Annotated in this window: 31 protein-coding genes; 17 read left to right on the top strand and 14 right to left on the bottom strand. The window is 31.6% G+C overall.

The features are described 5' to 3' along the window. Positions 1 to 15 precede the first annotated feature (15 nt). Together H3S73_RS04910 and rlmC are read right to left on the bottom strand one after the other, a co-directional pair. Positions 16 to 2211: a TonB-dependent hemoglobin/transferrin/lactoferrin family receptor gene (locus tag H3S73_RS04910; RefSeq protein ID WP_198235990.1), complete on the bottom strand. Its 2196-nt coding sequence runs from the start codon at positions 2209 to 2211 to the stop codon at positions 16 to 18. Between the two features lie 319 nt (positions 2212 to 2530). Then, positions 2531 to 3673 carry a 23S rRNA (uracil(747)-C(5))-methyltransferase RlmC gene (gene rlmC, locus H3S73_RS04915; RefSeq protein ID WP_198235991.1) on the bottom strand — a complete coding sequence of 381 codons (1143 nt, stop codon included), beginning with the start codon at positions 3671 to 3673 and terminating at the stop codon, positions 2531 to 2533. Positions 3674 to 3889: 216 nt separating this feature from the next. Here rlmC and map point away from each other — a divergent pair, with 216 nt between their 5' ends. Continuing rightward, positions 3890 to 4678 (top strand): type I methionyl aminopeptidase, encoded by a 789-nt coding sequence (gene map, locus H3S73_RS04920; RefSeq protein WP_065737055.1) that lies wholly within the window; start codon positions 3890 to 3892, stop codon positions 4676 to 4678. A gap of 253 nt (positions 4679 to 4931) precedes the next feature. Here the strand turns inward: map and H3S73_RS04925 are convergent, their stop codons facing one another. Then, the gene (locus H3S73_RS04925; RefSeq protein WP_198235992.1) at positions 4932 to 5801 is read right to left on the bottom strand and encodes a co-chaperone YbbN; all 870 of its coding nucleotides are present in this window, start codon (positions 5799 to 5801) and stop codon (positions 4932 to 4934) included. Positions 5802 to 5828: 27 nt separating this feature from the next. Continuing rightward, positions 5829 to 6599 carry an SDR family oxidoreductase gene (locus H3S73_RS04930; protein ID WP_232352936.1) on the bottom strand — a complete coding sequence of 257 codons (771 nt, stop codon included), beginning with the start codon at positions 6597 to 6599 and terminating at the stop codon, positions 5829 to 5831. 101 nt (positions 6600 to 6700) lie between these two features. Between H3S73_RS04930 and H3S73_RS04935 the strand changes: the two genes are divergently transcribed. After that, positions 6701 to 7393 carry a 5'-methylthioadenosine/adenosylhomocysteine nucleosidase gene (locus H3S73_RS04935; protein WP_198235994.1) on the top strand — a complete coding sequence of 231 codons (693 nt, stop codon included), beginning with the start codon at positions 6701 to 6703 and terminating at the stop codon, positions 7391 to 7393. A gap of 27 nt (positions 7394 to 7420) precedes the next feature. Here H3S73_RS04935 and rnd read toward each other — a convergent pair whose 3' ends face one another. Both rnd and H3S73_RS04945 read right to left on the bottom strand, forming a co-directional pair. Continuing rightward, a complete protein-coding gene (gene rnd, locus H3S73_RS04940; RefSeq protein WP_198235995.1) occupies positions 7421 to 8503 on the bottom strand; it encodes a ribonuclease D in 1083 nt (360 codons plus the stop codon). Positions 8504 to 8514: 11 nt separating this feature from the next. Then, complete coding sequence (locus H3S73_RS04945; protein ID WP_198235996.1) at positions 8515 to 9684, bottom strand: metallophosphoesterase; 1170 nt, start codon at positions 9682 to 9684, stop codon at positions 8515 to 8517. 71 nt (positions 9685 to 9755) lie between these two features. Between H3S73_RS04945 and cmoA the strand changes: the two genes are divergently transcribed. Both cmoA and cmoB read left to right on the top strand, forming a co-directional pair. Then, positions 9756 to 10487: a carboxy-S-adenosyl-L-methionine synthase CmoA gene (cmoA, locus tag H3S73_RS04950; RefSeq protein ID WP_198235997.1), complete on the top strand. Its 732-nt coding sequence runs from the start codon at positions 9756 to 9758 to the stop codon at positions 10485 to 10487. A 33-nt stretch (positions 10488 to 10520) separates the two neighbouring features. Continuing rightward, a complete protein-coding gene (gene cmoB / locus H3S73_RS04955; protein WP_039128812.1) occupies positions 10521 to 11489 on the top strand; it encodes a tRNA 5-methoxyuridine(34)/uridine 5-oxyacetic acid(34) synthase CmoB in 969 nt (322 codons plus the stop codon). Between the two features lie 390 nt (positions 11490 to 11879). Here the strand turns inward: cmoB and H3S73_RS04960 are convergent, their stop codons facing one another. The 8 genes from H3S73_RS04960 to H3S73_RS04995 all read right to left on the bottom strand — a co-directional run bounded on the left by H3S73_RS04960 (position 11880) and on the right by H3S73_RS04995 (position 18585). Next, positions 11880 to 12305, bottom strand: a complete 426-nt coding sequence (locus H3S73_RS04960) for a hypothetical protein (RefSeq protein WP_198228931.1) — start codon at positions 12303 to 12305, stop codon at positions 11880 to 11882. A 524-nt stretch (positions 12306 to 12829) separates the two neighbouring features. Then, positions 12830 to 13036 carry a hypothetical protein gene (locus H3S73_RS04965; RefSeq protein WP_025315619.1) on the bottom strand — a complete coding sequence of 69 codons (207 nt, stop codon included), beginning with the start codon at positions 13034 to 13036 and terminating at the stop codon, positions 12830 to 12832. 173 nt (positions 13037 to 13209) lie between these two features. Further along, positions 13210 to 13566 (bottom strand): HAD family hydrolase, encoded by a 357-nt coding sequence (locus H3S73_RS04970; protein ID WP_198236096.1) that lies wholly within the window; start codon positions 13564 to 13566, stop codon positions 13210 to 13212. Positions 13567 to 13569: 3 nt separating this feature from the next. Beyond that, positions 13570 to 14091, bottom strand: a complete 522-nt coding sequence (locus H3S73_RS04975; protein ID WP_198228935.1) for an SMI1/KNR4 family protein — start codon at positions 14089 to 14091, stop codon at positions 13570 to 13572. A gap of 1135 nt (positions 14092 to 15226) precedes the next feature. Further along, positions 15227 to 15550 (bottom strand): hypothetical protein, encoded by a 324-nt coding sequence (locus H3S73_RS04980; protein ID WP_198228936.1) that lies wholly within the window; start codon positions 15548 to 15550, stop codon positions 15227 to 15229. A 28-nt stretch (positions 15551 to 15578) separates the two neighbouring features. Beyond that, the gene (locus H3S73_RS04985; RefSeq protein ID WP_198228937.1) at positions 15579 to 16097 is read right to left on the bottom strand and encodes a hypothetical protein; all 519 of its coding nucleotides are present in this window, start codon (positions 16095 to 16097) and stop codon (positions 15579 to 15581) included. Between the two features lie 1105 nt (positions 16098 to 17202). Further along, positions 17203 to 18204 carry a tyrosine-type recombinase/integrase gene (locus tag H3S73_RS04990; RefSeq protein ID WP_198228938.1) on the bottom strand — a complete coding sequence of 334 codons (1002 nt, stop codon included), beginning with the start codon at positions 18202 to 18204 and terminating at the stop codon, positions 17203 to 17205. Positions 18205 to 18228: 24 nt separating this feature from the next. Then, the gene (locus tag H3S73_RS04995) at positions 18229 to 18585 is read right to left on the bottom strand and encodes a helix-turn-helix domain-containing protein (RefSeq protein ID WP_198228939.1); all 357 of its coding nucleotides are present in this window, start codon (positions 18583 to 18585) and stop codon (positions 18229 to 18231) included. Between the two features lie 142 nt (positions 18586 to 18727). Here H3S73_RS04995 and H3S73_RS05000 point away from each other — a divergent pair, with 142 nt between their 5' ends. The 13 genes from H3S73_RS05000 (at position 18728) to H3S73_RS05060 (ending at position 25861) form a co-directional block, all read left to right on the top strand. Further along, positions 18728 to 18967: a MerR family transcriptional regulator gene (locus H3S73_RS05000; RefSeq protein ID WP_198235998.1), complete on the top strand. Its 240-nt coding sequence runs from the start codon at positions 18728 to 18730 to the stop codon at positions 18965 to 18967. Between the two features lies 1 nt (position 18968). Then, a complete protein-coding gene (locus tag H3S73_RS05005; protein ID WP_198228940.1) occupies positions 18969 to 19118 on the top strand; it encodes a hypothetical protein in 150 nt (49 codons plus the stop codon). Positions 19119 to 19205: 87 nt separating this feature from the next. After that, a complete protein-coding gene (locus H3S73_RS05010) occupies positions 19206 to 19508 on the top strand; it encodes a hypothetical protein (protein ID WP_198228941.1) in 303 nt (100 codons plus the stop codon). A 26-nt stretch (positions 19509 to 19534) separates the two neighbouring features. Beyond that, positions 19535 to 19750: a DUF2732 family protein gene (locus H3S73_RS05015; protein WP_198228942.1), complete on the top strand. Its 216-nt coding sequence runs from the start codon at positions 19535 to 19537 to the stop codon at positions 19748 to 19750. Continuing rightward, a complete protein-coding gene (locus H3S73_RS05020; protein WP_198228943.1) occupies positions 19750 to 19956 on the top strand; it encodes a TraR/DksA family transcriptional regulator in 207 nt (68 codons plus the stop codon). Before H3S73_RS05015 ends, H3S73_RS05020 begins: the two co-directional genes overlap by 1 nt. Positions 19957 to 19972: 16 nt before the next feature. Then, entirely contained in the window at positions 19973 to 22126 is a 2154-nt protein-coding gene (locus H3S73_RS05025) for a replication endonuclease (protein WP_198235999.1), read from the top strand. A 185-nt stretch (positions 22127 to 22311) separates the two neighbouring features. Next, complete coding sequence (locus tag H3S73_RS05030) at positions 22312 to 22491, top strand: hypothetical protein (protein ID WP_198228945.1); 180 nt, start codon at positions 22312 to 22314, stop codon at positions 22489 to 22491. A 714-nt stretch (positions 22492 to 23205) separates the two neighbouring features. After that, positions 23206 to 23646 carry a D-Ala-D-Ala carboxypeptidase family metallohydrolase gene (locus H3S73_RS05035; RefSeq protein WP_198228946.1) on the top strand — a complete coding sequence of 147 codons (441 nt, stop codon included), beginning with the start codon at positions 23206 to 23208 and terminating at the stop codon, positions 23644 to 23646. Further along, complete coding sequence (locus tag H3S73_RS05040) at positions 23643 to 23990, top strand: hypothetical protein (protein ID WP_198228947.1); 348 nt, start codon at positions 23643 to 23645, stop codon at positions 23988 to 23990. The genes H3S73_RS05035 and H3S73_RS05040 overlap by 4 nt, the downstream gene beginning before the upstream one ends. Before the next feature lie 391 nt (positions 23991 to 24381). Next, entirely contained in the window at positions 24382 to 24585 is a 204-nt protein-coding gene (locus H3S73_RS05045) for a tail protein X (protein WP_198228948.1), read from the top strand. Positions 24586 to 24589: 4 nt separating this feature from the next. Further along, on the top strand, positions 24590 to 24967 hold the full coding sequence (locus tag H3S73_RS05050; RefSeq protein ID WP_198228949.1) for a putative holin: 378 nt from the start codon (positions 24590 to 24592) through the stop codon (positions 24965 to 24967). Then, on the top strand, positions 24964 to 25245 hold the full coding sequence (locus H3S73_RS05055) for a phage holin family protein (protein WP_198228950.1): 282 nt from the start codon (positions 24964 to 24966) through the stop codon (positions 25243 to 25245). Before H3S73_RS05050 ends, H3S73_RS05055 begins: the two co-directional genes overlap by 4 nt. Positions 25246 to 25429: 184 nt before the next feature. Continuing rightward, on the top strand, positions 25430 to 25861 hold the full coding sequence (locus H3S73_RS05060) for a phage tail protein (RefSeq protein ID WP_198228951.1): 432 nt from the start codon (positions 25430 to 25432) through the stop codon (positions 25859 to 25861). Positions 25862 to 26055 lie beyond the last annotated feature (194 nt).

Here is a 26055-nt window from a genome sequence, read left to right on the forward strand (position 1 = left end):
TATTCAGACGATCTTTTAAAAATTTACTACCACATCAACAGTGAAAGTTCTTCCCGGTGCTGTTTGTAGCTCAATCGGATTGGTTACTTTTACATTATCTTGTGGATTTTTATAATATGTACTAAACATTGGCCACTTAAAGTAACGTCGATCGAAAATATTTAAGACTGATGCCCTAAAAGTAATATTTTTACTAGGATGCCAATTAAGATACGCATCATAAATAGCATATCCTTTAGGTTTGAATACTCCATCGTTAGATGAACTATCTTTTGACACACGTGTCACAGCTTTAGAGAACGTTCCAACTATTTCAGTATCAAAATTGTATTCTGGATGATGCCATTTAAGACCAACAGTACCTTGTAAAGGCATTGCTTCATTAAAATATGACTTCTTTTCACCAGGTGTTTCCTGTTTTTTACCATGTTGATAAGATGCGGAAGTATTTAAAGTCCAGTTATTTGAAAACCGCCACTCAGCCGATGATTCCAATCCCCAAAGATTTACTCTTGATAAATTTTTATATGTATAATCTTTAGGGCCAACACGAATAAAGTTTTTAATATAATTACTATAGTCAGCTTTAAAGGCACCAAAGCTAAACCAACCATTGGTATAATCGCCCCTTAATCCTGCTTCGTAGGATTTAACTTTTTCTGGTTTTAAATTAGGATTAGGGATCAAATTCATCGATACCGATGGCAAAGAAGTATATAACTGTTGAGCTGTTGGCATTTTAAAGCCTTCAGCATAACGGGTATAAATTGAATATTGATCGGTAAGGTTGAATAAAGTTCCTAATTGAGGAATCAAGCGATGAGAAGTTAATTTACGAGGTTCTTTTCCTTTAATAACAGCATAATAACTATCAATATCAGGTTTAATTTTATAAGTAGCATAACGTAAACCAGGTTTAACTTTTAAACGTTCCGTAAATATATGAAACTCATCTTGCAAATAAATATCTGCTCGCTGAGTTTTAGAATTAGCAAAATTGAATCCACCTCCAATGGTAGTTATACCATTTTTTGTACTTTTATTACGGTAATCGCTGTGGGTAATATCACCTTGAAATCCATACACTAAATCATGATCAACATTCAAAAAATCCAAGTTTGAATTGAATTGTAAATCAACTTGCCAAAATTTCTCTTTATAATCATTCGTGGTATAGGTATGGATTGGATTACGCTTTCTATCGATTTGTTCACGACGAGATTTTAGATAACGTTCTTGAGGAGAATAAGAGATCATTGTTTTGATTTGATCGATAAAAGGCAAAGCGGGTGACCAAGAGTCTTCTATGGCATAACGCTTTCTTGACTGTATCTGTGTTCTTTTGTAATCACCATTAAAAGTACCAGAAGATTGTAGACCATAATCGTATAACTGTTTAACAAAAGAGTTGGAGCGGAAATTTTCAAAAGTTAATTTTGTCTCACGATTATCATTATGATAAACCAGTTTTGACAACATATTTTCAGTTTTTGCATCTAACGGATTGAGTTTATTACATCTAATTGCATTTTCACCGCGTGGACATCCCCATATTCCACCATTGGCTTTAGCTTTTTTTAGCTTCGTTTCTTGATAGTCACGTCGACTAAAACTGATAAGTGCTTCTAAATTGGGCATTAATTCTAATGCCAGCATACCTGTTTTTGTATTCTGCTTATTTAAGCTATCATAAGCACCCTTAATTTGTACTGCATAAGGTTTACCTTTCAGTAAATCATTAGGATCTAATGTTTTGAATGCAACAACTCCACCTAATGCATCCGCTCCCCATAAAACTGAACCCGGGCCCCGCACGATTTCAACAGTTTTAATTGTCGATAAATCGATAAAATTACGATTACCGTCTTGCAAACTTTCGATTACTCTTGCACCATCAACCTGTAATTGCACCCGATTCCCAGCCATCCCTCTAATTCTGATTCCCCCCAAATTACCATAAGGATCGGTCCCTGATGTTTGTCTATTTACCGAAATACCGGGAAGATAACGGACTAAATCTTCCATTGTTGTCATTTGATGATCATCAATGGTCTTTTTACTTATGATATCGACAGTTTCTGGAATGGTTAATTTAGCTTTTTTTTGCCGACTTGCTGTCACAGTTATTGTTTCTAATTCATCATTATCCGCCAATACCGGCAAAGAGATTGAAGCAATTACAAAAGTTAAAAAGATATTATTTACTCTCATCCATACACCATAAAACATATTAAAACTTATAAAGTATTGCTCCAATATTTGATGTTTATCATATTTATTGCGCTAATCTAACAAATTTACTTAAAGCGATCAATGATAATAATTATTACTAACATTTAATAATGATTATCATTACTGTTTATATTGAACATTTTTAATATTAAATGAGATAACGAGATTTAGATTTATTATCGAGGGACAGCTAAGTAAAATTGAGTTATCAAAATGAGATTGTTATTACTAAAAAATTTATAACAAATCACAAATAGAAAATTGATTAGCCATTATCGACTAATCAAAATAGAATTAATTATTTTTTCGCTAATAAAACTAAAATTTCCATATGTGATGTATGAGGGAACATATCAAATAGTTGAACCTTTACTATTTGATAATTGGATAAAAAGGTTAGATCCTCGGTTAACGAAGTCAAATTACAACTGGAATATAAAACATAGTTTGGTTTAACATTTTCTAAATATTGCATCAAATCTTTACCTGCTCCACGACGAGGAGGATTAAGTAAAACTAAATCAGGTATATCTTGCGTTGCAATGGCGTACTGTGTTGCATCCAGTGATTTGAATGTCAAATGTTTAAAATCTAAAATATTTGCTGTTTTTGATGCGCACTCAATAGCATCAGAATTAATTTCGATACCTGTTAATTTAATACCATTAGATGCGGCATTATTGACACAACTCAAACCAAACCCGCCTACACCACAAAAGAGATCCCAAATAGAGTTAATTTGCAGAGTTGCAACCCACTCGCTTGCTGTTTTATAAAGATTTTCCGCAATATAAGTATTCGTTTGAAAAAAACTTTTGGACTTAATATACAGTGGAATATGATTTAATGTCATAGGTAAAAAAGCATTATGAGTTAGAACAATTTCTTGTTCACCTTCTAAAATTGCTGCATGCTTAGGTTGAATATTAATTGACACAACAAGTAAATTTTGAATCTTCTCTTGCAACTGTTTATAGGTATCTCTAATTTTTTGAACGAATTTATCTGATTTTACTACGAACCTTAACATATATTTATGTTCGCCAGCACTGACGCTCTCGTTGATAATTACAAATTTCAATTCACCTTTTCGCTTATTGATATTATATGGAACTAAACCCTGTTTCCGAATGTAACTACGAACTATTTTAAGGATGCTTTGCATACTGTGGGTATAAAGAGGACAATCACACAAATCAACAGTTTCATCACCATTTTGAATACCTAATACTGGTTTTTCAACGGTCCCAAGCACAGCCATTTTAGCTTTATTACGGAAAGCTGCCTCGCGACTCGCAAAAGGAGATTTAACGTCTAATGGTTTAAAAGGAATTAATTGTTCTAAAATTTTATTTTGTTTAATTTCAAGTTGAGTTGGATAAGAATAGTCAATCCACTGACAAGATGAACATTTATTTTGTTGATAATAACTACATTGCATCACTATATAACCTTTTTTTATAATCAATAATTATATACTTAAACTATGCTAATAAATATTAGTTTTCAATTTTATACTAAAACGTACCCTTAACCTGAAACTTCTTTACAAAAAAATTATGTATTTAATTTACACAACTAATTTATTAATCGCGATGATTTGACGAAACAACGGTATATGATAGGATATTGCCATGAAAATTACAGGAACACTCTAATGTCTATTAAATTAAAAACCCCCGCTGAAATTGAAAAAATGCGTGTAGCAGGAAAACTTGCTGCTGAAGTATTAGAAATGATTGAACCCTATGTAAAACCAGGTATTAGTACTGGTGAGCTAGATAAAATCTGTTACGATTATATTGTTAATGTTCAAAAAGCTATACCTGCCAATATTGGTTATAGTGGTTATCAACATACTACTTGTATTTCGATCAATGATGTCGTTTGTCATGGTATTCCAAGTTTTGATAAGAAATTAAAAGATGGCGATATTTTAAATATTGATGTAACTGTTATTAAAGATGGTTATCATGGTGATACGTCTCGAATGTACATAGCCGGTAAACCTACTGTTGCTGGAGAAAAACTTTGCCAAGTTACCCAACAAAGCTTATATGAGGCAATAAAAATTATCAAACCTGGTATTCGTTTAAAAGAAATTGGTAAAACAATCCAAAAATATGTTGATAAATTTGGTTTTTCATCAGTCCGTGAATATTGTGGTCATGGTATTGGCGAAGTGTATCACGATGAACCGCAAGTTCTACATTACGATGCAGATGATGGCGGTGTGATTTTGAAGTCAGGAATGACCTTTACCATTGAACCAATGGTGAATACTGGTGATTGGCGAACACGTACAATGAAAGACGGTTGGACAGTGAAAACTAAAGACCATGGTCTTTCTGCCCAATATGAACACACTCTTTTAGTGACGGATAATGGTGTTGAAATTTTAACATTGCGTAGCAATGAAGACTTTCCACGAATTATTGAACATTAAATAGAGAAAGATTCAACAATTTTATTATTGTTGAATCTCCTCATTTCTCAAAATTTATCCAATACTCTTAGATTCGAGTTTTTTTCCTCTAATTTCTTGTTTAATTCATCAACTTTACTTTTATATATTTTTTCTTTCAAAATTTTAATATAAGGTTGCCATAGTTGATGAGAATAACAATCAAGGCTCAATATAGAAAGTAACCACATTAACATGCGTAGCCAAAATCGTTTATACTTTGGTTTCATAAAAATTAATATAAAAGTATATAAAGTTTACGTCGATAAGCACTTGCTAAAGGATTACTTGTTCCAAGAGCAGCAAGCAGATCTAGTAATGTTTTTTTCACCTGTCCATCCCCAGCATTTAGATCATGGGTTAATGGTTTAAATAACAATTCTAGTGCTTCTTCATGTCGCCCTACTTGCATTAATTGTGATGATAATTGAATCATAAGTTCTACATTATCAGGTTGTTTGGCAAGTTCAGCTTGTAATTGTTGAAGTTCAGGCGAATTGGCTGCTTGCTCAAGCAATTCAATTTCAGCTTGCAATCCATGAAAATCAGAGTCTTGATCTTGCAGAGGAATTGTTGCTAATACCTCTTTAGCTTCACTAAGCTGTTTTTGTTCTATTTGAGCTTTAACTAACATTAAGGCGATATCTGTTCTTGGTTTACCTAAATGATCGGTTAATGTTTTCCATGCTTGTCTTAATAATGGTAAAGCTTGTTCATATTTGGCTTCATTAAACAAATTTTGTGCTTCAATCCATTTAAGTTCATCTTCATTTGGTAGAACTTTCTCTAAAAACGCTCTAATCGTTTCTTCTGGTTGGGGACCTTGAAAACCATCAACAGGTTGTCCATTTTGAAATAAATAAACAGTTGGGATAGCGCGTAAACCAAATTGTGCAGCTAACATCTGCTGCTCATCACAATTTACACTGGCTAATACAAACTGCCCAGGATATTCATTTGCTAAATTAGTTAATGTTTGTGTCATTGCTTCATAATTTGGGCTTCTAGGAGACCAAAAATAAAACAACACTGGATATTTAGAAGAGATTTCTATAACCTCTTGAATATTTTGCTCATTAACATCAAAAATGAATTGGTTTTGCATAATATGTCCTAGTAATATGATGAGTTATTATTTGTTCTTTAAAATTTTATCCATTAATCTATCTGGAAGCAAACGTTTAGCAATGGCTGCAATTTTAGTTACTTTTGTTACCCTGTAACGTATTTTGGGTTTCGGATTTTCTAACGCATGAAACAAATAGGGCAAAACAGCTTCAGGAGGCAGAGTAAAACGTTTTGCAATCGGCGGATTTTTAACAATATTTTCTTTTTCTGTTTGATTAACATTATTAGAGAAATAAGTTTTTAATGGCCCCGGCTCAATTAGACAAACTTTAATACCTGTGTTACTCAATTCTAATCGTAATACATCAGACCAAGCTTCTAAAGCATATTTACTTGCACTGTATGCGCCTCGACCTGGTGTAGCTATAATACCAACAATTGAACTTGTTTGAATAATTCGACCTGCATTTTGTGATAACATGGCCGGCAATAGTAGCTGAGTCAACTGATGCACACCAAAAAAATTGGTAGAAAATTGTGATTCTAACTGCTCACGATTTATCGTATTTAATCGCCCATAAACACCAAAACCAGCGTTATTAAATAATGCGTATAACCTACCCTCTGTTAATGCTAATACTTCTTGTGCTGCATGAGTAACTGACTCAGGATTATCTAAATCAAGCAGAACACATTCAAATCCTTGCTCCATGAGTTTTTTTTGATCAGCTTCTTTACGGCATGAGGTAATGACACGATATCCACGTTTTTTAAGGGCAATCGCTGAAATTAAGCCAATCCCACTAGAACAACCCGTAATAAAAATCGTTTGCAACTTTGTTTGCTCCGTTATATTCAAATATTGTCAAGTTTGTTTATAGCAATTATGATAGCACAACTAAATTCAAGTTACTTATTGTAAACCAAGAGGATCAAATGAAAATTGCCATTATTGCCGCAATGGAAGAAGAAGTTGCTATACTTAAAAGCAAAATAACCCATTACCATGTAGAACGCCATTTAGAATTCGACTTTCATCTTGGCCAAATCGCAAATTGTGAAATTGTTTTACTGCAATCTGGTATTGGTAAAGTAGCTGCGGCATCTGGTACTACTTTATTATTAAATAATTATAAAGTTGATGCTGTAATCAATACGGGATCAGCAGGAGGACTCTCTTCTGAACTCAATATTGGCGATATTATTGTGTCAAAAGAGGTATTTTACCATGATGTTGACTTAACCGCTTTTGGTTATAAGCCTGGACAAATGTCCGGTTGTCCTGTTGCTTTTGAAGCCGATTCAAAGTATCAGTTATTAGCCAAAACTTGCATTAAAAAACATGGTGTTAATGCAGTTGAAGGATCAATTGGTAGTGGTGATGCTTTTATAAATGGTAAATCTAATTTAGAAAGAATAAGGCAAACTTTCCCTGACGCAATTGCGGTTGAAATGGAGGCTGCGGCAATCGGTCATGTTTGTTGGTTATATAAGACGCCATTTGTGGTAGTTCGTGCAATTTCGGATAATGGGGATAGTGAATCTGCTGTTGATTTCCAATCTTTTTTGAAAGTAGCTGCAGCTCAATCATCATTGATTGTTGAATCAATGTTAAGTGAGCTTGCTTAAAACGCCCATTACCAATATTTATAAAAGTTATAAGCCATATGGTCTAAATAAAGGCTCTCTCCAACCAGATAACAGTTCTGGTTGGCTTCCATTTTTATCTGCTTGCCATTTTACATATTGATTAATTAATCGCCGTGAAAGTAATAAATCTTGATTCAATCCAGTATGAGAACATATATCTTGGGCGATAAGTTTTAATTCATCACTAATTTTTTTGTAATTAGGGTAACACGTCACCCTACAAATCGGCGATAATTCCGGAATAGGTTCTGACAAAATATTTAATATTTTCTGTCCATATAAACGAATTTCTTTCCCTTTCAAGCCTAAATTACCCAATTGTGCTAATGAAGTTGGCGAGTATCGGGCAATATTCCATAATGTCTTTTCATGTACCACAAAATTCAATGCTAAATCTTGTTCTTTCGCTAATTTATAACGCCAACTGGCTAATTTATATAATTGTCCTAAACTTCGCCCTTTTAATTGCCAACTGTTTTTGATATTCAAATAAGCATCATTTGGATCTATTGTTTCACATTTACGGGCGACAACCATTTGGCTCTCTTGATAGGCTGCTTCTAAATATCCTTTTGAGGTTAATTGTGCTTTTAAAATATTGACTAAAGGATACAAATACAATACATCATTAATCGCATATTCACATTGTTTATCCGTCAATGGTCTCTTTAGCCAGTCAGTTCTCGTTTCACTTTTATCGAGTTCCACCTGTAAATATTTATTAACTAAGTTTGCATAACCACTACTTAGTGGATTATCCAAAAATGAAGCCAAGATTTGGCTATCAATGATAGGTGTTGGAATAGAGCCGAACTTATGAAAAAAAACTTCAAGATCTTCGCTACAGGAATGAAAATACTTTTCAATGTTAGGATTACTTAAAATGCTTAAAAAAGCATGCCAATCAGTAATATTAATCGGATCAATGAGCGCTGCGTGCTCACCATTAAAAACTTGTAAAAGTCCTAAATGAGGATAGAACGTTCGTGTACGAACAAATTCAGTATCCAAGGCCAAAGCAGTACTGTTTCCGATTTTTGAACAATAATCAATTAATTGCTCATTATTAACTATATATTGATAAGACAAAGTTTAAATTCCTACATAGAAAAATTAAAGAACTCAGTGGGTTTTTCATCAAATGTTACGTCAATGACGACTATTTCAGAACGTGTCATTAAGCGAATTGGAGGTCCCCAAAAACCAAATCCACTACTTACAATACTGGTAAAATGCTGTTTTGTATTTTTATATATTCCATAATTATTTTTATAGATTAATTTTTCAATAAGGTTAATGGGAAATACTTGCCCAGCATGGGTATGCCCAGAAATCATTAAATCGACACCTAAATTTGCAGGTTCATTGAGATCATGTGGTTGATGATCTAACAAGATAATCGGTTCGTCGGTATTAGAAAACATGATTAAATCTGACAATGATGCTCGTTTAATATCATAATTCGATGAAGAAAAATCATCCCGACCGATGAAAGTAATACCTACGTTATCAAGATAAACGACATCATCCTTTAAAACTTTCATATCAGCGTGTTTAAAAGCATTGATAATATCTTGTTCATGATTATTTTCTTCTTTAATATTCAAATATTCATGATTACCAAAAATAATATAGGTTCCATATTTTGACTTAAACTGCTGAAATTGTTTATCAAAACCTTTTTCAGTAAAAGGTTGTAACCGTCTATCCAACGTGTCGCCTGTGATAACAATAAAATCTGCATTGAGTTGATTTACTTTATCAACCATGTCTTGAATTCTATCAGAAGAAGTCATGTCATTAATATGAATATCACTCAATTGCACAATACGCAGTTTATTGACCTTTGCCCTTTTATCAATTTTAACTTGATAGTTAACTACGCTAGGCTCTATCGCCATTTCATGACCGTAATAAAATAATGAAAAAACACCAAGAATATACACAACTTTAGTTGCTAATTGAGGTTTTAATCTTTTTTTACTGATCCAACGCCCAATATCAAAAATTAATGACATAAAAACACTGCAAATCATTATTGCACAAACATTATTTAAGATTAGTGGAAGCCAATATGTTGAAATGTTTTCAGATAACCTTGATAAGACAATTGATAACCCAGCCATAATAACAACTGTCCAATAAACAATTTGGTAATAACTTGTTAAAGAAAAGTTAAACCAAAACTGCCATCGTTTTCCCAAATAGACAGCCATTAAGCCACTAATGATAATAGCTATAGAAATGGCTATGAAAGCTGCAATAGTCATAATTATCCAAACAATATAAGTCAAAAAATGTTATGATAACAGAATTTATTTTAATAGCACCAATATGTTTTATGAATATTAAAAAAGATCATTTATTTTCAACTCCGATTGATAAATTAGGCGATTGGACATTCGATGAAAAAGTCGCTGAAGTATTTCCTGATATGGTTCAACGTTCCGTACCGGGGTATTCAAATATTATTTCCATGATTGGTATGCTCGCAGAAAGATTTGTTCAACCCAATTCAACAATTTATGATTTAGGTTGTTCATTAGGAGCAGCTACGCTATCCATTCGTCGGAATGTCAATGAAAAAAACTGCCGTATTATTGCTGTTGATAATTCACAGCCAATGGTCGAACGTTGTAAAAGACATATTGAATCTTATAAAGCCAATACCCCAGTCGAAGTGATTTGTGACGATATTTGCAATATTGATATGCAAAACGCCTCAATGGTGGTACTGAATTTTACTTTACAATTTTTAACACCTGAAAATCGCCAACAAGTTTTAAATAAAATTTATCAGGCATTAAAACCTAATGGGATCTTGGTTCTATCTGAAAAATTTAGTTTTAATGATTCAACCGTTGATGAACTGCTGTTTAATATGCATCATGACTTTAAACGTGCAAATGGTTATAGCGAACTTGAAATTAGTCAAAAACGAAACATGCTAGAAAACGTCATGCTTACTGATACCATTGAAACTCATAAAAAACGTCTATCTGATGCGGGTTTTAAACATATTGATACTTGGTTTCAATGTTTTAATTTTGGCTCAATCATTGCTATTAAATAACGCATTAATTTACTTTATTAAAAGGAAAAAAGAATGATTGATTTTGGTGATTTTTACCAGATTATCGCAAAAAATAAACTGAGCAAATGGCTTGAAGTATTACCTGCACAACTTGCCAATTGGCAAAAAAGCAATATTGATAACCGCTTTAATCAATGGCTCAACAGTATTAAACATCTACCTACGATTAAACCTTATCAAATTGATCTATTAAATAGTGTAACAGCCGAAAGTGAACAACCGATTTCAATCGGTGACCAACAACGTATTACTCAATTGCTTAAAAATATGATGCCTTGGCGTAAAGGCCCTTTTCATCTTTATGGGATTTATATCGATACTGAGTGGCGTTCAGATTGGAAATGGGAACGATTGATTCCTCATATTAATAATCTTGCAGGAAAAACAGTTTTGGATGTGGGGTGTAATAGTGGTTATCATTTATGGCGAATGGTTGGAGCAGGCGCTAAGCTAGCGGTTGGTATTGATCCTATGGCGCTTTACCTTTGTCAATTCGAAGCGATTCGCAAATTGTTGGGTAACGATCAACGTGCTCATTTATTACCACTTGGCATAGAAGAACTGCCTAAACTCAATGCGTTTGATACCGTATTTTCTATGGGCGTGTTATATCACAGACGTTCTCCTTTGGATCATCTATTTCAATTAAAAGATCAATTGGTTGATGGTGGGCAACTAGTACTTGAAACTTTAGTTATTGATGGTGAGCTACATCAAGCGTTAATGCCAGGCGAACGTTATGCGCAAATGCGCAATGTCTATTTTATTCCATCGGTTCCAACGATGATTAATTGGTTACATAAATGCGGATTTTCTGATGTTAAGATGGTTGATAAATCAGTAACGAGTTTGGACGAACAACGTAAAACCGAATGGATGACATCAGATTCATTAGCTGATTTCTTAGATCCAAATGATTCAAGTAAAACCATTGAAGGCTACCCTGCACCAATGCGGGCAGTATTTATAGCTAAGAAATAAGATTAAGCAACCAACCTCTCATTCTGTTGAAAAGCCCATTTTCAAAGGATGAGCGGTTAACTGATTAAATCAAATATCATTAACTTTTAGCCCTGATAAAAAACTAAAATTAATTGTAAAAGTACTCTTTAAAACTTTCTGATTTTTATTTTTTTAATCACTTTTATAGAATGATTTAAAATGCAAAAATTAGGGTTAACAATCAATAATATTTACCATTTTTATCTAGAGTACTTCAAAAAATAATGAAAATTGTAAAAAAGTTTGAGGAAAACTATACGTTTCAGTATAAAACCTATTTATTGATCATTAACCAATACTTTTCGCTATCATCTATATAAGTTAATCTGCACACAATATTTACAGTTAATTATTTGAAACTAGCTCATTTTATGAACAAATCTCATTCATTGAAAGTATTGCGGGTACAATTCGATGATCAGTATATTCAAAACGAAATAGAAAACGAATATCATAATGATTTAGTACATTAATCAAATTTTCGTTATGACAAAATTCATGATTAAATCTTATCCGCAGATCTTCCGCAAGGTATTGCGCAAGTATGGTTTGGCTATCGGATGGGATTTTAAATTCAAATAAAATATTGTTGCTATTATAGCTAATATTAGTAATTTCGGTGCCATCTGCTGTTTTGAAAGGAAATTTGCCCTTTTTACCTAATAGGGAACTTTTTGCACTCTCAACAATCGCTGAACTTACTTTATCAACCGAAAGTATATCATCATCGCTATAAACGGGAGAAAACACCATAATTCCAGAAAGCAATACCATTAATTTAACCAAATTTCTCATTATTTTATCCTTTAATCCTGCTTTATCACTCTTTTTAGTAAAATGAAGTTTATTCTGATATACCTATATCAATAGATAATAAGAGTAATATTTTATCTTTTTTAATTATTTTTAATAATTATTATTTAAATAAATGAAATTTGTTAATTATCATACACAAAATTTTAGAAAAAAAGAGTATCTAATAAATTTATATTTGTCATTTTAGTTAATATTGCTAGTCAATCATTTTTGCGTTGAACATCATAAATAGAATGAAATCAGATAAAAGATAAACTTTTATTTATACCATCACGTGACATTGTCACATTTATAAATACTTGGTCATCTCTGTTTTGATGCGTTTAACTATACTTGTTAATCATTTTATCTATTAAAGTAGGCATAGATAATGATCAAGCAACAAAGCGTTAAATACCAAAGAGATCATTGGTGTAATAATAAATATTAAAGTGTGATTATATTGATTGAATAAAGGACATAAAAAGGTAACACAATGGTTACCTTAAGATATAACAAAAAGATTATTTCTTATTTGGATGAGGATCTTTAACTGAATCACCTTGACCAGACATAATATACCAGCCATTTTTACTATGAGGTTTTTTATTATGATCTGGGCAAGGAGGTAACGATTTTTTACTCTGGTTTGAATATACATAGCCACAATCAGCACATTTAAAAGTGCCAGCTGAAGCATCACTACCGTATGCAGCAAATTTTTGTACCATTATAAGCTCCTCCAGTAAATTAATATGAATGATAAGTCCATACTTATCACTCTTATATATAAACGCTGTTCTAGCAATAAATCAAGCTAAGAAATGGTTTTATTTTGACCATTTTCATTATTTAAGCATTATTAAAATAGTTAATTTACAAAAAAATTAATTTGAGCAACTTATCACGGATTTATATAAGTTAATTGATGCTGGTCATCAAAACTTATCATAATTTGACCATTAGGATGAGTAACAATTTTTACGGACGAAAAATCAGTAATTGTGAATTGTGCACCAACACTTAATAAGTTCTCTCCCCCAATGCCAACACAATATGTATCTGCTGCTACAGCAGATTTTACGCCACTTGAGGAATCTTCAAATACAATTGTATGATTGACTGGAATATTTAATCGCTTAATTGCCAAAAGATAAGGATCTGGATAAGGTTTACCTTTAGTGCCATTGTCACGTTCTACAATTACTGAAATACATTGATAATTTATAAAAAATCTTATGCAATTTAAATAAGTTTTAATTGTTTATCTTCTCGAAAAAAAATACCAAACAATACAAATTGCTCCGACCATAATAAAAGTTTTAACTAAACGATTTTTTATATTATTACTTACCTTTTTTATCTCAACTGCATCGATGAATTGATCGAATGATTGAATAAAATCATCAAATGAATTGGAAATATGAGATATCCCCTGTTCTTCATTCGACCATAGATAAATAGTTCCATAGTCGTCCTCTTTTAATGAAATTAAATAACTATTAAGGTTATGATCGTAAGCAAAAGGTAACATGAATTGCAATTCTGGATTTTCAATCAATAGTTCATTATATATTCGTGTTATGGTCGAATGGCCATATTTGATGCTATAAAAACCACTCAAATATTCACAATTAAGATCATTTACTTTAGGAAAATCCCCACCATTAAATTCATGGAAAAAATCAAGAAAAGAAGAAGGAATTTTCGCATCAAATAATCGGTTGAAATCAATAATATCTTCGTAGGTTAATTTTTGTTGACTATTCTCAAGTATCAATGCCATTTTGTATTTCCTTTTTAATATTAACTATTTTTTCCTATAGTAATCACCCCATGACATATACAATTCTGATATTAATAGTTCAATGATGTATCGTTTATATACCTAGAAAATCATTATAAATCATGCAAATAACCATATCCATTTTTAGAATTAAAGATGATAATTAAAAAATAAAAATAGCATTGCGAGCGTCTATTAGATCTTATTTCATAATAATAATCAGATGGAGAATGTTTTTGCCGTTCTATGTGATTAACTGAACTGATTGTAACAGAAAACTTGAACAAATTTTTGTCGATTTTGTCCTTTTTGATTTTATTAAGAAGATAAATACAAAGTAGTCTTATAACTTTGAGAATTTACATAAAAATTGGGATGTTGTTCACAATTGAACATTTAAATAAAAAGTATTATTTTGCTTATAACAATTAATTACTGATTTTCCAGTATTTGTTTTGGCGTTTCCATAATCAAGAAAGCTATCACAATCCAAATTAAAAATTGGATCTATGCCTATCTTCCTTGTTCTGATTTACAATAAAATGGCATTGTATCTACCAATTAAATGATTTTATATTATTTAATATGTTAACAATTTCAAAAAATTTATTATTTTAAATGTTAGTCGTTTTTTAAGTCATCTCAATTCCAACATTCGATGATTCTTAAAATAATATTGTTTTGATTTTCCATTATTATTTACATAATAACGTAAAACCAACAACTAACTTCACTAAAAAGTTTGAGGTCACGCCTGTATTTTAGTATAAAATATCAAAATAACTTTATATCTAATGTTAGATATAACTATCATTATTGGATAATTGATTGGTTTAAGTCTTATCATATTTAGATATATATTCTCACAGTGATATATCCTTAAAATTATTCTAGTTATATTAATACACCTCTCGCTTGTGTACTTGCTCACCAAATCATACATTATGATTTAACATTAAACTGAAATAATTGGAGATTTTATTTAAAGTTAAAAACCTTAGGCTAATATGTTCTGATTGTTGATATTATTAGCCAAATGACTATAAAATCATTAAATGTTAGCCATCTATTTTTATTTGGTAATGGATTTAAGTGCGATTTGCAATAGGAATAATTTATTGAAAATTCGATGAATTTAATCATCATATTGTAAAAAAGCATCATTTTCAAAAAAGAAAACAAAAGAATTAAATAAATCATCTAATGTTGGATTATCTAATTGATCGTTAGCTACATCAATAATACTTTCAATATCGGCTTTTTCTAATGTTGGTATCCAATTTGCTTCAATAGCTTGCTTAGGTAAATTAATCTGGTAATCATTGTCAATATCCTCATCTTCACAAAAGAATCCTATTGTATCAAGTGTCCAAGATTTTGAATCAGGAGGCAGATAAAACCAATCATTTGACATGTTTTCAATATTAATTAAGGCATCTTGTATAGATATTAAAGGCATTTTTACTCCTTAATATTTATGAATAATCCTATTTGTCTTGTTTTCTATTTTCTTTTACTAATGTATTGGGATAGATTTGAAAATAGCGCTTAAACGAAACAGGACATGTCACCAAAGGGGAATATTTTAAAACCCATGGTAAACTTTTAATCGGCTTGCTAAACAGCTTAATTATCCAACCATCGCTACCGTTTGGGAACATAAATTTAAAACTTATGGAATTGTCATTTAGAATTTTAATATCGCCAACTTTGAAAATACTGGGTGTTAACCAACCATGCTGACCACCAATAATAACATGATCAACAATTTTTTTACTCTGAGAATCAAGTAAATATATGTACAACTCTTCGTCATAAAGTCCCATATCAATATCGATGACAAACAATAAGAGATAACGATTGTTATAAAGATAAGCTGCTTTTAAATCACAAACTTCCAGTTTGTCATGAAAACAAACACCATCGACTTCAACCTGCGCACCTATTACGCCCTTTTTATTGCGAGGTAACGCTTTTAAAATAATATTGGATAGTGGTTCTATCATGATCATTTCCTAATAAAAATGCTTAACTCTTATACAATAATATTAACAAAGAACTTTATCAATATAAAAGTAGAGATATTCATTATTAGAATAATCAAAATAGTAAATTAGATCTTCTTATAAATAACATAGGTTACAAAAATAAATTTACTTAATACTATATGAACATTTTGCGATTAATAGTAACAATACTTCTTTTTTTAAATGTAGTGTACTGAAAAATAAAATTATTATTCAATATATGTTAACAGAATATTCTCATCTCTAATGCTTTTGTCAGTACTGACAATATTTTTTTAAAAATAAGTTAGAAAGGATGTTAATGATTATAATCTATGTTATCAACAAGACAATAATATTCAAGCAAGATTACTTTTTCAAAAACTATATGGCAAATCACATCATAATTTAGGTTTAAAAATTATTTTAATATTTCAATTGGCAATACTGTAATTGAGATATCAGAACTAAAATTTTGATATTAAAAAAAATATGCCTTTTTAAAGTAGTAATAATATGACAATTTCATTGGATCGACCGACCACTCAAATTACTACTCCTCTAAAAAATAAGCCAAAATAAAATAAAAGAAATCCTTCCTTTTAAAATAATTACCTGAAGTTAACGAACCAATCATACTAACAATTAATTCAAAAGTTACAACAATCATCTTTCAATTAAATCTAATATCTCAATATCACAATATCATCCGAACGTAACTCTATAGGATCATTAGTTTCTTTAACATAAATGGCAAATTATGTCAGTTAATAAATTTCATATTTATTGCACCTATTTTTTTAAAATACTTTTCTTATTTTTTGTGATATTGGACATTCCAATTTTTAATTGCTGACAATATAGATAAAAATCGTATTAAAAAAGCAAAATAAAAACTAATAGGACTTGAACCAGTGACCAATCGATTATGAGTTTTTTGGATAGAGGTTTTAAATCAAAAACTTAGTTATTAATCAATTAGTTAATTATGCATATAAAAACATATTAAGCACTATAAAATCATTTTCGATCGCCAATTTACCGCCATTTTTTATTTAATTTAGTTTATTATTATTGAAATAATAATGACTCAATCTCTCTTTAATTAATCATGGTCTAACGGATTTAATTTCACGGCATCTTCGAAGTGATCTGGGGCAAAATGAGCGTAGCGCATGGTCATTTTTATATCGGTATGGCCTAAGATTTTTTGCAGGACTAATATATTGCCACCATTCATCATAAAGTGGCTCGCAAAAGTGTGGCGTAATACATGTGTTAATTGTCGATCAGGTAGCTCAATACCAGTTCTATCTAATGCCGAGCGAAAGGCCGAATAACAAGCAGTGAAAAGCTGGCCATTTTTATTGGGAATTTGTTGAAATAACTCATCACTAATCGGAATTGTGCGGTTACGTTTACCTTTAGTATTAATGTAGGTAATCTTTCTGTTCTTAACTTGAGCGCTTTTTAAGCTTTCAGCTTCACTCCATCTGGCCCCTGTTGCCAAACAAATTTTAACTATAATGGTTAAATCGGTTGCACTACTTTGCTGACAAGAATTGAGTAATGATTGAATTTGTTCTTTGGATAAATAAGCCATCTCTTGTTCATCGGTTTTAAATGAACGAACGAGTTCCAAAGGATTTTTATGCTGCCACTCCCCTAGCCGAATTAACTCATTAAACATGGCTTTAAAATAAGTTAATTCAAGGTTCATCGTTCTAGGAGCAACCGTTTTAATGCGATCAGTTCGATATATCTCACCATCAATCCGCTTTTGGCGATAAGTTGTAAATTGTTTTGCAGTGAAATTTGTTGCTAATGGATTGTCCATACAATCACTGGCAAAAAGCATTGCTTTTAATCGAGTTTGGCCATCTTTTAAGGTTTGACCATGTAGTGAATACCAGCTTTGGATTAATTCAGATAAACGACGCTTATCAATTTTTTCATTAATCCATGGTTTTTGATTTGCTTGTTCTTCAAGATAATTTTCATATGCTAATGCTTCTCCTTTGGTGGCGAAGTTTTTACGGATCCGACGACCACCAGGAAGATATTTTTCAAATAACCATTTACCATTAGGTTGTTTTCTTACTGACATAAGTACAATTAGTCCTTTGCTAATCTAAATCAATTGTCCTTTTAATTCGCTAAACTCTTGTTCAGTAATGGCTCCCTTATCTTTTAAGCTTGCCAACCGCTCAAGTTTAACTAAAGTTTCATCGGAAATAACCGCTTCTTTAGATTGCTCAGCTGGTTTAAATTGTCCTTCACCAGTCGCTAACCATTGTAATGATGCACCAGTTTCATCCATACATTTGACAACAAGATCAGAAGGAAAGAGATCTCGTCGATAACGAATTGATAAACTTGCTGCTGATGTCCCTAAATAATTGCTATATTCGGCTTTGGATTTAAACCCATAAGCCTCAATAATTCTATCTAATACTTTAGCACCACCAGAATTAAAATTAATACTCATCTTGAATTAAGCCTAAGTTAATTTAAAAATAAAAATATGATTGACATTAAGCTTTGCTTAATGATAAATTATATTTAGTTTAATTTTACATATAAATACACATAATTACACATAAGCATATTTATGTTAGGAATAATGCACTATGATGACAACAATTTCAATCACTATTTCTGCTCCTTACGTCACTGTTGATGAATTTGCTCGAGTTTCGGGCATGAATCCTCGTACTGTTAAAAAATATGTACATGAAGGATTGCTACCAACGCGAAAAAAAAGAATCACAGGCAAACATGACCGCTCAACAACATTAATTAATATGACCGCCCTTACGCTTGAAGGGGCGAAAGCATTTAATCCTGAACTAAATTTGATGGAGCGATAATATGAGTCAGGCCATCTATTTAAGTGAAAAATCGACTACCCAACCGTTAGTCATTTTTATTCAAACCAATAAGCATAATCCAAATGGTTGGATTGAAAAAAGTAATGGTAAAACGATTAAATTAAAGCAAATAAAGCATCTCCAAAACTAATTCAAACCATTTGATAAAGCCTTTGCCTTTTTCGAAAGACATAACTCTTTTTTGATGATTCAAACTACATTTATATAAGGAAGAGCGATGAATAATATTGAACAATCTCGTCAACTTGAACATATAAGACATCTATATCAATTAATTCATGGACATCGCAGTTTAGTACGCAGCAATTTTAATCGGTTAAAGCCTGGACAAAAAAGACTGTTATTAGCAGCCTCAGGTATAACATCATTAAACACAAGATTGTCGTATTCAGAACATAATCTAAACTTTGATCTGCTCAACGATAATGAAGTAGATAATTTAGAGATAGGACTTCGCCGTTTACAAGCCATTGTGGATGTTTTTACCCACTGTGAAGCACAAGATTTTACCAAACAATAATGAATATTAAGATAAGGAAAAAACATATGAACTCAAGCAATATCACTCAATCTAAATTACAGCATATATCGTTAAAAATTAAACAAGAAACCGAACAACGACTTTGTGATCTTTATATAAATCGCTTAATGCAAATAAGTGGTCATATTTTAGATCAGAATTTAACCGCTAGCGAAGTAAATGAATTGCTTTATCAAGAAGCAGAAAAACTTCGCCATCAAAGCTATGAGACTAATGCCTAATGAAAGATATTATAGACCAAGCAAATGATTTGGCTCAACTTGAACTCGATAATCTAATTGCTAATCGCCAAACCTTTACCGGCGAATCAGCAATAGATTGTATTGAATGTGACGAGCCAATCCCTGAAAAACGTAGACAATTGATAAAAGGTTGTCAACTTTGTATTGATTGTCAAAGTCTAAAAGAACTGCGTACCAAACGATAACAGCTACCGAGAATTTATGACCAGTCAATCTTTCTCTTTACCTTTTATTACAGCTAAAAATAAGCATTCTCTATTATTAGCTATGCGTGATTATTATGAAAATACAGGGCAATATTTACCTAATAAAAAATTAGCAAGAACGCCAATAGCCCAGCTTGATTATAGAAAAAAAATGCCACAATCTATCAGCTATAATGAAATTAAATTGTGGCAAGTTGATCAAGAAGACCACCCATTCCGAGCTCAATTCTTTAGTGATTTACCTGATTTTTTAGCTGGTTATTTTGCTGATAAATATATCAATCTTTTTCAAGCTGAAGGAAGAAAACAAGCCAACCGTTTTTTACGACAAACTTTAGGTGGCAATATTCAGGCAAGATTATCGCAAGTCAAAGCTCGTTACCAAGTAGACAAACCCAGTGCCTTATCAATAAATTTTACCGAGGAATTTGCCCAATTAGCCACATTATGTACAAAAAAGCTAGCAAAATTAAGTGTTGACATAGCCAATTATCTGAATAAACACATCCAGACCCGTCTTGCAGATCAGGCCTTTTGTTTGAAAGCGAATTATATTGAAAGCAATAGTTTGGAGCAAAATCTCTATCGTAGTGTTTTAAAAGAACTAATTGGTATTAACATTATTCCACCCTATTTTAATGATTTTAAAAATCACAAATTAACCAATGATAATTGTATTAAAGCATTAGCTAAAATAACCAATCATGAGTGGTGGCAGCGTAAATTAAAAACTCGCCGAGATTTTGAACATGAACATTTAGCAATTGCCGTAGGTCAAGTGCAAAAAAAGGCATCACCTTATGCTAGTCGTAGCTGTCAAATGAAATGGCAAGAGCAAAAACGTCGCAATCAAAAATATCTGGAAAAGATGGCGATAGAAAATCCAGAAACGGGTGAACAAATATCATTAGATTTACAAGTTTATAAATCAATTGCTAACCCAGCAATAAAGCGTGTGGAGCTTATGACACGCATGCGGGGCTTTGAAGATTTAGCAGATCAACTTGGTTATCAAGGTGCTTTTATAACCTTGACTGCACCAGCTAAATATCACAGTGCGCATGCTAAAGGTGGCTTTGTTGAAAACTGGCAAGGCAACACTCCACGAGAAACACAAGCCTACTTATGCAAAATTTGGTCACGAATTCGGGCTAAATTAAATCGTGAAAATATTCAATTTTTTGGTTTTCGGGTTGCCGAACCTCATCATGACGGTACACCTCACTGGCATATTTTAATCTTTATGCGTCCAAAAGATATTCAAAAAGCTTTTTATAGTATGTGGATATATGCTATGGATGAAGATGGGGATGAAAAAGGTGCTGCCATCAATCGTTTTGAATTTAAAGATATTGATAAACAAAAAGGATCTGCAACTGGCTACATCGCCAAATATATTGCCAAAAATATTGATGGATATGCACTAGAAAACGAAATTGATACGCAAACAGGCGAAAACTTAAAGCTATCATCTAAAGCGATTACCGCTTGGGCCAGCCGCTGGAAGATTCGCCAATTTCAACAATTAGGGGGAGCACCAGTCAGTGTATGGCGAGAACTGCGTCGTTTAAAAAATAAAAAAGTAGACAATAATATTATCGATCCAGTATTAGCATCGGCCGATATTGGTGATTGGGCCGCTTATACTGCTCATCAAGGTGGACCATTAGTCAAACGCAAGGATATTAAAGTCCGGCTTGCTTATGAGGATAAAGTTAATCAATATGAAGAAATTATCAAAAAAATTAAAGGGGTCTATGCACCGATTCATGGTTTTTCATCTTTTATTTGCACCCGATTAATTAAATGGAAGCTAGTTCCCAAAAATAACAGTAATGGCGTAAAAACTAATGATACATTTTTATTGCGGGCGGAACGCACGCCTTGGAGTTCTGTCAATAACTGTACTCACACAGTTAATTTTGAACAACAACGACAGGCCATTAAACAACAACTGAAAATTATTGGTTTGCCAGATAATGATTTAAATGTGAATCATCTCTATTTAAGGCGAAGTATCAGGCTAAATGCACATCAGAGTCTAATATTAACTGACTACCTAAAAGGACTTCATTTAATAGTAAACAATCATTATATTGAGCTAAAAAAAAGGCCACCTAAAAACCATATCAATGACATTTTTAACTAAAGCAAAAAATACATTATTAATATTTCTTATTTAGTGAATCGTGTAACATTTAGACAATAAAATAGATAATTATCAATATACTAAATATTATTGACTACTTTGTTCTAAGTTTTTAAAAAATGACTTGATCGAAAAGATAATTATTATATACTGTATGTAGATACAGTATTTAAGGGTAACTAGAAATGAATGAGTTGGAAAAAATAAAAACAATAGAGCGCGTCGAATTACTTTCACGAATCATTACTGAACATATTCATTTACAGGAAAATGATAAAGACATAATAATGTTTTGGTTTCGTGATTTACTTGAGCCATTAAAAAAACAAATGACGACTAAACATCTTGATAACCCAAATAATTAATAATCACTTTAGGATAGTTGAAAATAGTGTAGACCACTTAACAACAATCATCAACTATCCTCCTATACCATACAAACCAATAATAAAAAACTACAATTTGAGAAAGCTTTATTTTGTATACTCAGATACCGCAATATTATTAAATATTTGCCGATTGTTATTAATAAAATTCATATTAGCAATGACTATTTATATGAATTAAACCTTAATACTTAGATTTTTAATTAACATCGGCAACCGCCAAATACTAATTTATTTTAGTCAAAATAAATGATTTTAATTGTTTAAACAGTTACTACAAAATCCAGTCCGCAAAAACTCTCAATTATTTGATTAATAACAATTTTAAAAAGCTTATTTTTAATTAAATACTCATTATAAATTAGGAGAAAAGAGTGAAAAACTGTATAATTAAACAGTGTAAGAAATTACTTAAATTATCCTTTGATTCTTGATAACTGATATCAGGATTGGAATATACTTATTAAAAAAGGATAGTAAAAAATGATAACAAATTTCGCATTACAACATTAATTGCTTAAATGTATATTTTCGGCTTTTGCTAGAGCATTAGTCATTTTAGCGTTTAGCTGTTTTAATTGGCAATTTGAACTTACCTCCGGCATAACTATGACCAAGGTTATTGGTTCGGAGTCAACTTAATTTAAATTCGAAATAAAAATTAGTTAAATATATCAAAGGAGATGAAGAGTCATGAAATTAACCGAGCACTTCACATTAGAAGAATTTACTCGCTCAACAACAGCAACTCGACTAAAAATAGATAATCGTGTGCCAGATAACTTAATGGCAAATATTTATCTGACAGCTAACAAATTAGAATTAGTTAGAAAAGCTTTAGCTTATCCAATCATTATCTCATCTGGATACCGCAGCCTTGCTTTGAATTACCAAGTGGGTGGGTCGCAAACCAGTGCTCATACCAAAGGTTTAGCCGTTGATTTCAATTGTGCCTATGGCAATCCAAAACAAATTTGCCAACATTTAATCACTTCGGGGGTCGAATTTGACAAAATCATCCAAGAATATAATCAATGGGTTCATATTGAATTTAGTCACGTCAACCAACGCAGGTGTGTTCTTACAGCAGTAAAACAAAACGGCAAAACTATTTATTTACCAGGATTAGTATGAACAAAACCAACGTCACTATTGCTTTTGCCTTTATATTATTGTTTTTTATTATTAGCGATTTACTGCATGCTAAACGATTAGCAAACAATGAAGCCAGCCAATTGGCTCAAAAAGTAGTCCAATTGCAACAAACAATTATAAAAAATAATCAGATTATCTTTGACTATGAAAAAAACAAGCAGTATTTAGAACAACAATCGTTACAAAATCAGGAACAAATAAATGGTCAACTCAAAGAGAATTTTTGTGCTAACCAGCTGGTGCCTATGCCTATTTCTGGTAGCTTGTACAACCGAGCGAAAAATCTTCGTCAATCAACCAATACCCGCGAATTTACTCATTAGTTGTCAACCAAATTTGCCTCCTAATCCAATGACTTTTGGTGATAGCCTTACATACAACGAACATTTATTGCATATTATTGAAAAATGTAATGCTGATAAACAGGCTATTCGTGAGATTAATGAAACTGACAGCAACTAATTTTTTATTAACTGATCAACAATACTTTATCGTATTGTATGTCAATTTATTACAATTTTGATTAATTGCTTAAAAATGATTTAGCAACGACCATATTATTAAATAATCATTTATAACGAGTGACCCTCACACCTCGGCGGAGCAATGGTTTTAATAGAGCAATCCCCCTTGTTTTCCGCCGAGCCCTATTTATTGAAACACCATCAATGTCGCTGTTAAAAAAATCTAAATTAACTATGGAGTAATTGAAGAATGATAGTTTATACCATGCAAAATGAAACTATTGATGCATTAGCTTATCGTGTTTTTGGTAAAACAACGGGGATTGTGGAAATAATTTATCAAAACAACCCTAAGCTATGTGAATTACCAGCGATATTGCCTATGGGTATAGAAGTAAACGTACCGGAATCAGTACCTGAAAAAAACTCTAATTCTATTAATTTATGGGACTAATTTAATGACAGAGCCCACCAGTCTAACTTTTACTGCAATTATCAGTGCTTTTTCATTATCGATGATTTATCCTAACATTGAAAATGGTATTATTTTAGGTGCTCTTTGTGGTTCGATTTTATTAGTAATTAGTGAACAATGCATTTCCCGTTTGCGTCGTATCATCTTATTTTTTATTTCATTTGCTATGGGTTTGCTCTTAGCTGAAATGACACTGTATTTACTCATTCCGTTTTTTCCAATCAATATTCAAACTAAAATACCACCAGGCTTAGGTGCATTAGTTGCATCAGCTATTAGCGTTAAATTATTACTATGGTTAATTAAAAAATTTGATGATCCAACTGACATTATCAATAACTTTAGGGGCAAAAAATCATGATAACGACACTTAATGCTATTTTTTGTTTAATGATTGCTGTGCGATTATTTACTTTTGATCGCAACAATTGTCGCTACAAAGTTAGATACAGTTGGTTAGCTTGGTTGATGATAATATCAAGTGCTACTATCAGCTTATTTTCATTTTTCAATCTACCCCATCGTGCTTACCTAGCCCAAGTAGTGATGAACATAACATTATTACTCTGTTTATTAAAAAGCAAAGGCAATATAAGCACCTTTTGTCGTTCATCAAAATCGGTTAAGAACACCAATTAACAATGATAATAATAATTTAAAATAACCGATTAAGAAAATGAATAGCTATATTAGATATTTGGACTAATGCTATTAAATTGAGAATGGAGAATTGACAATTATTTTATTCCTCCTCATCTATCTTTCACTAAATTAGTGGGTTTTACAGTAACCAAAATTATTTATAAATATTAAAAGGATCTGTATGAAAAAAATTAATCATTTAAAAAAATATCTGTTTGAGAAAAATCTGCTGAACGATAATTCAACAACTAAAAATCAATTTACCATCAAAGATGGTATTGTTGAGCCTTTCTCTGTGGATAATTCAGGATTTAAATACCATTTTACATTAACTATATATTTAACTGGCTATTGCTACCCTTTTGAAGATTTAATCGCCAGTATAGTCAGCTGGATGCAAGCTAATCAGCCAGATGCCTTGATTAGCACACAATCACGTCAACGAGCAATTAAGTTTAATGTTACAAATATCTCTGGCAATCAGTGTGATTTAACAATTGAATTAGCATTGTCAGAACGGATTAAACCAATACAAAAGCAAGATAAATTGGAATTTAACTCATTAACTGATCGAATAATTTTGCAAGAATCATTAGAAAAGTATGGCTATTAATAACTGTTGCAAATAAAATGCTGACATTACTATAGACATTTCAAATTTGATGACAAATAGATGCTTTTAGGGGCTTTAAAAAAGCCCCTATCTCCGACTTTTTTGATGTTAAAGGCTCTTTTTTAATATTCATTTAACATTGTGTTTTATTATTTTATTTAAAACAAAAAATGATTAGTCAAGAAGTTACTGAT

This window comes from Gilliamella sp. B14384G12 (assembly GCF_016101825.1).
Taxonomy (GTDB): domain Bacteria; phylum Pseudomonadota; class Gammaproteobacteria; order Enterobacterales; family Orbaceae; genus Gilliamella; species Gilliamella apicola_N.

Excerpts from the sequence above, each read along its gene's own strand:
- H3S73_RS04910 (WP_198235990.1), bottom strand. The coding sequence starts at position 2,211 with ATGAGAGTAAATAATATCTTTTTAACTTTTGTAATTGCTTCAATCTCT.
- rlmC (WP_198235991.1), bottom strand. The coding sequence starts at position 3,673 with ATGCAATGTAGTTATTATCAACAAAATAAATGTTCATCTTGTCAGTGG.
- map (WP_065737055.1), top strand. The coding sequence starts at position 3,890 with ATGTCTATTAAATTAAAAACCCCCGCTGAAATTGAAAAAATGCGTGTA.
- H3S73_RS04925 (WP_198235992.1), bottom strand. The coding sequence starts at position 5,801 with ATGCAAAACCAATTCATTTTTGATGTTAATGAGCAAAATATTCAAGAG.
- H3S73_RS04935 (WP_198235994.1), top strand. The coding sequence starts at position 6,701 with ATGAAAATTGCCATTATTGCCGCAATGGAAGAAGAAGTTGCTATACTT.
- H3S73_RS04945 (WP_198235996.1), bottom strand. The coding sequence starts at position 9,684 with ATGACTATTGCAGCTTTCATAGCCATTTCTATAGCTATTATCATTAGT.
- cmoA (WP_198235997.1), top strand. The coding sequence starts at position 9,756 with ATGAATATTAAAAAAGATCATTTATTTTCAACTCCGATTGATAAATTA.
- cmoB (WP_039128812.1), top strand. The coding sequence starts at position 10,521 with ATGATTGATTTTGGTGATTTTTACCAGATTATCGCAAAAAATAAACTG.
- H3S73_RS04960 (WP_198228931.1), bottom strand. The coding sequence starts at position 12,305 with ATGAGAAATTTGGTTAAATTAATGGTATTGCTTTCTGGAATTATGGTG.
- H3S73_RS04965 (WP_025315619.1), bottom strand. The coding sequence starts at position 13,036 with ATGGTACAAAAATTTGCTGCATACGGTAGTGATGCTTCAGCTGGCACT.
- H3S73_RS04975 (WP_198228935.1), bottom strand. The coding sequence starts at position 14,091 with ATGGCATTGATACTTGAGAATAGTCAACAAAAATTAACCTACGAAGAT.
- H3S73_RS04980 (WP_198228936.1), bottom strand. The coding sequence starts at position 15,550 with ATGCCTTTAATATCTATACAAGATGCCTTAATTAATATTGAAAACATG.
- H3S73_RS04985 (WP_198228937.1), bottom strand. The coding sequence starts at position 16,097 with ATGATAGAACCACTATCCAATATTATTTTAAAAGCGTTACCTCGCAAT.
- H3S73_RS04990 (WP_198228938.1), bottom strand. The coding sequence starts at position 18,204 with ATGTCAGTAAGAAAACAACCTAATGGTAAATGGTTATTTGAAAAATAT.
- H3S73_RS04995 (WP_198228939.1), bottom strand. The coding sequence starts at position 18,585 with ATGAGTATTAATTTTAATTCTGGTGGTGCTAAAGTATTAGATAGAATT.
- H3S73_RS05000 (WP_198235998.1), top strand. The coding sequence starts at position 18,728 with ATGATGACAACAATTTCAATCACTATTTCTGCTCCTTACGTCACTGTT.
- H3S73_RS05005 (WP_198228940.1), top strand. The coding sequence starts at position 18,969 with ATGAGTCAGGCCATCTATTTAAGTGAAAAATCGACTACCCAACCGTTA.
- H3S73_RS05010 (WP_198228941.1), top strand. The coding sequence starts at position 19,206 with ATGAATAATATTGAACAATCTCGTCAACTTGAACATATAAGACATCTA.
- H3S73_RS05015 (WP_198228942.1), top strand. The coding sequence starts at position 19,535 with ATGAACTCAAGCAATATCACTCAATCTAAATTACAGCATATATCGTTA.
- H3S73_RS05020 (WP_198228943.1), top strand. The coding sequence starts at position 19,750 with ATGAAAGATATTATAGACCAAGCAAATGATTTGGCTCAACTTGAACTC.
- H3S73_RS05025 (WP_198235999.1), top strand. The coding sequence starts at position 19,973 with ATGACCAGTCAATCTTTCTCTTTACCTTTTATTACAGCTAAAAATAAG.
- H3S73_RS05030 (WP_198228945.1), top strand. The coding sequence starts at position 22,312 with ATGAATGAGTTGGAAAAAATAAAAACAATAGAGCGCGTCGAATTACTT.
- H3S73_RS05035 (WP_198228946.1), top strand. The coding sequence starts at position 23,206 with ATGAAATTAACCGAGCACTTCACATTAGAAGAATTTACTCGCTCAACA.
- H3S73_RS05040 (WP_198228947.1), top strand. The coding sequence starts at position 23,643 with ATGAACAAAACCAACGTCACTATTGCTTTTGCCTTTATATTATTGTTT.
- H3S73_RS05045 (WP_198228948.1), top strand. The coding sequence starts at position 24,382 with ATGATAGTTTATACCATGCAAAATGAAACTATTGATGCATTAGCTTAT.
- H3S73_RS05050 (WP_198228949.1), top strand. The coding sequence starts at position 24,590 with ATGACAGAGCCCACCAGTCTAACTTTTACTGCAATTATCAGTGCTTTT.
- H3S73_RS05055 (WP_198228950.1), top strand. The coding sequence starts at position 24,964 with ATGATAACGACACTTAATGCTATTTTTTGTTTAATGATTGCTGTGCGA.
- H3S73_RS05060 (WP_198228951.1), top strand. The coding sequence starts at position 25,430 with ATGAAAAAAATTAATCATTTAAAAAAATATCTGTTTGAGAAAAATCTG.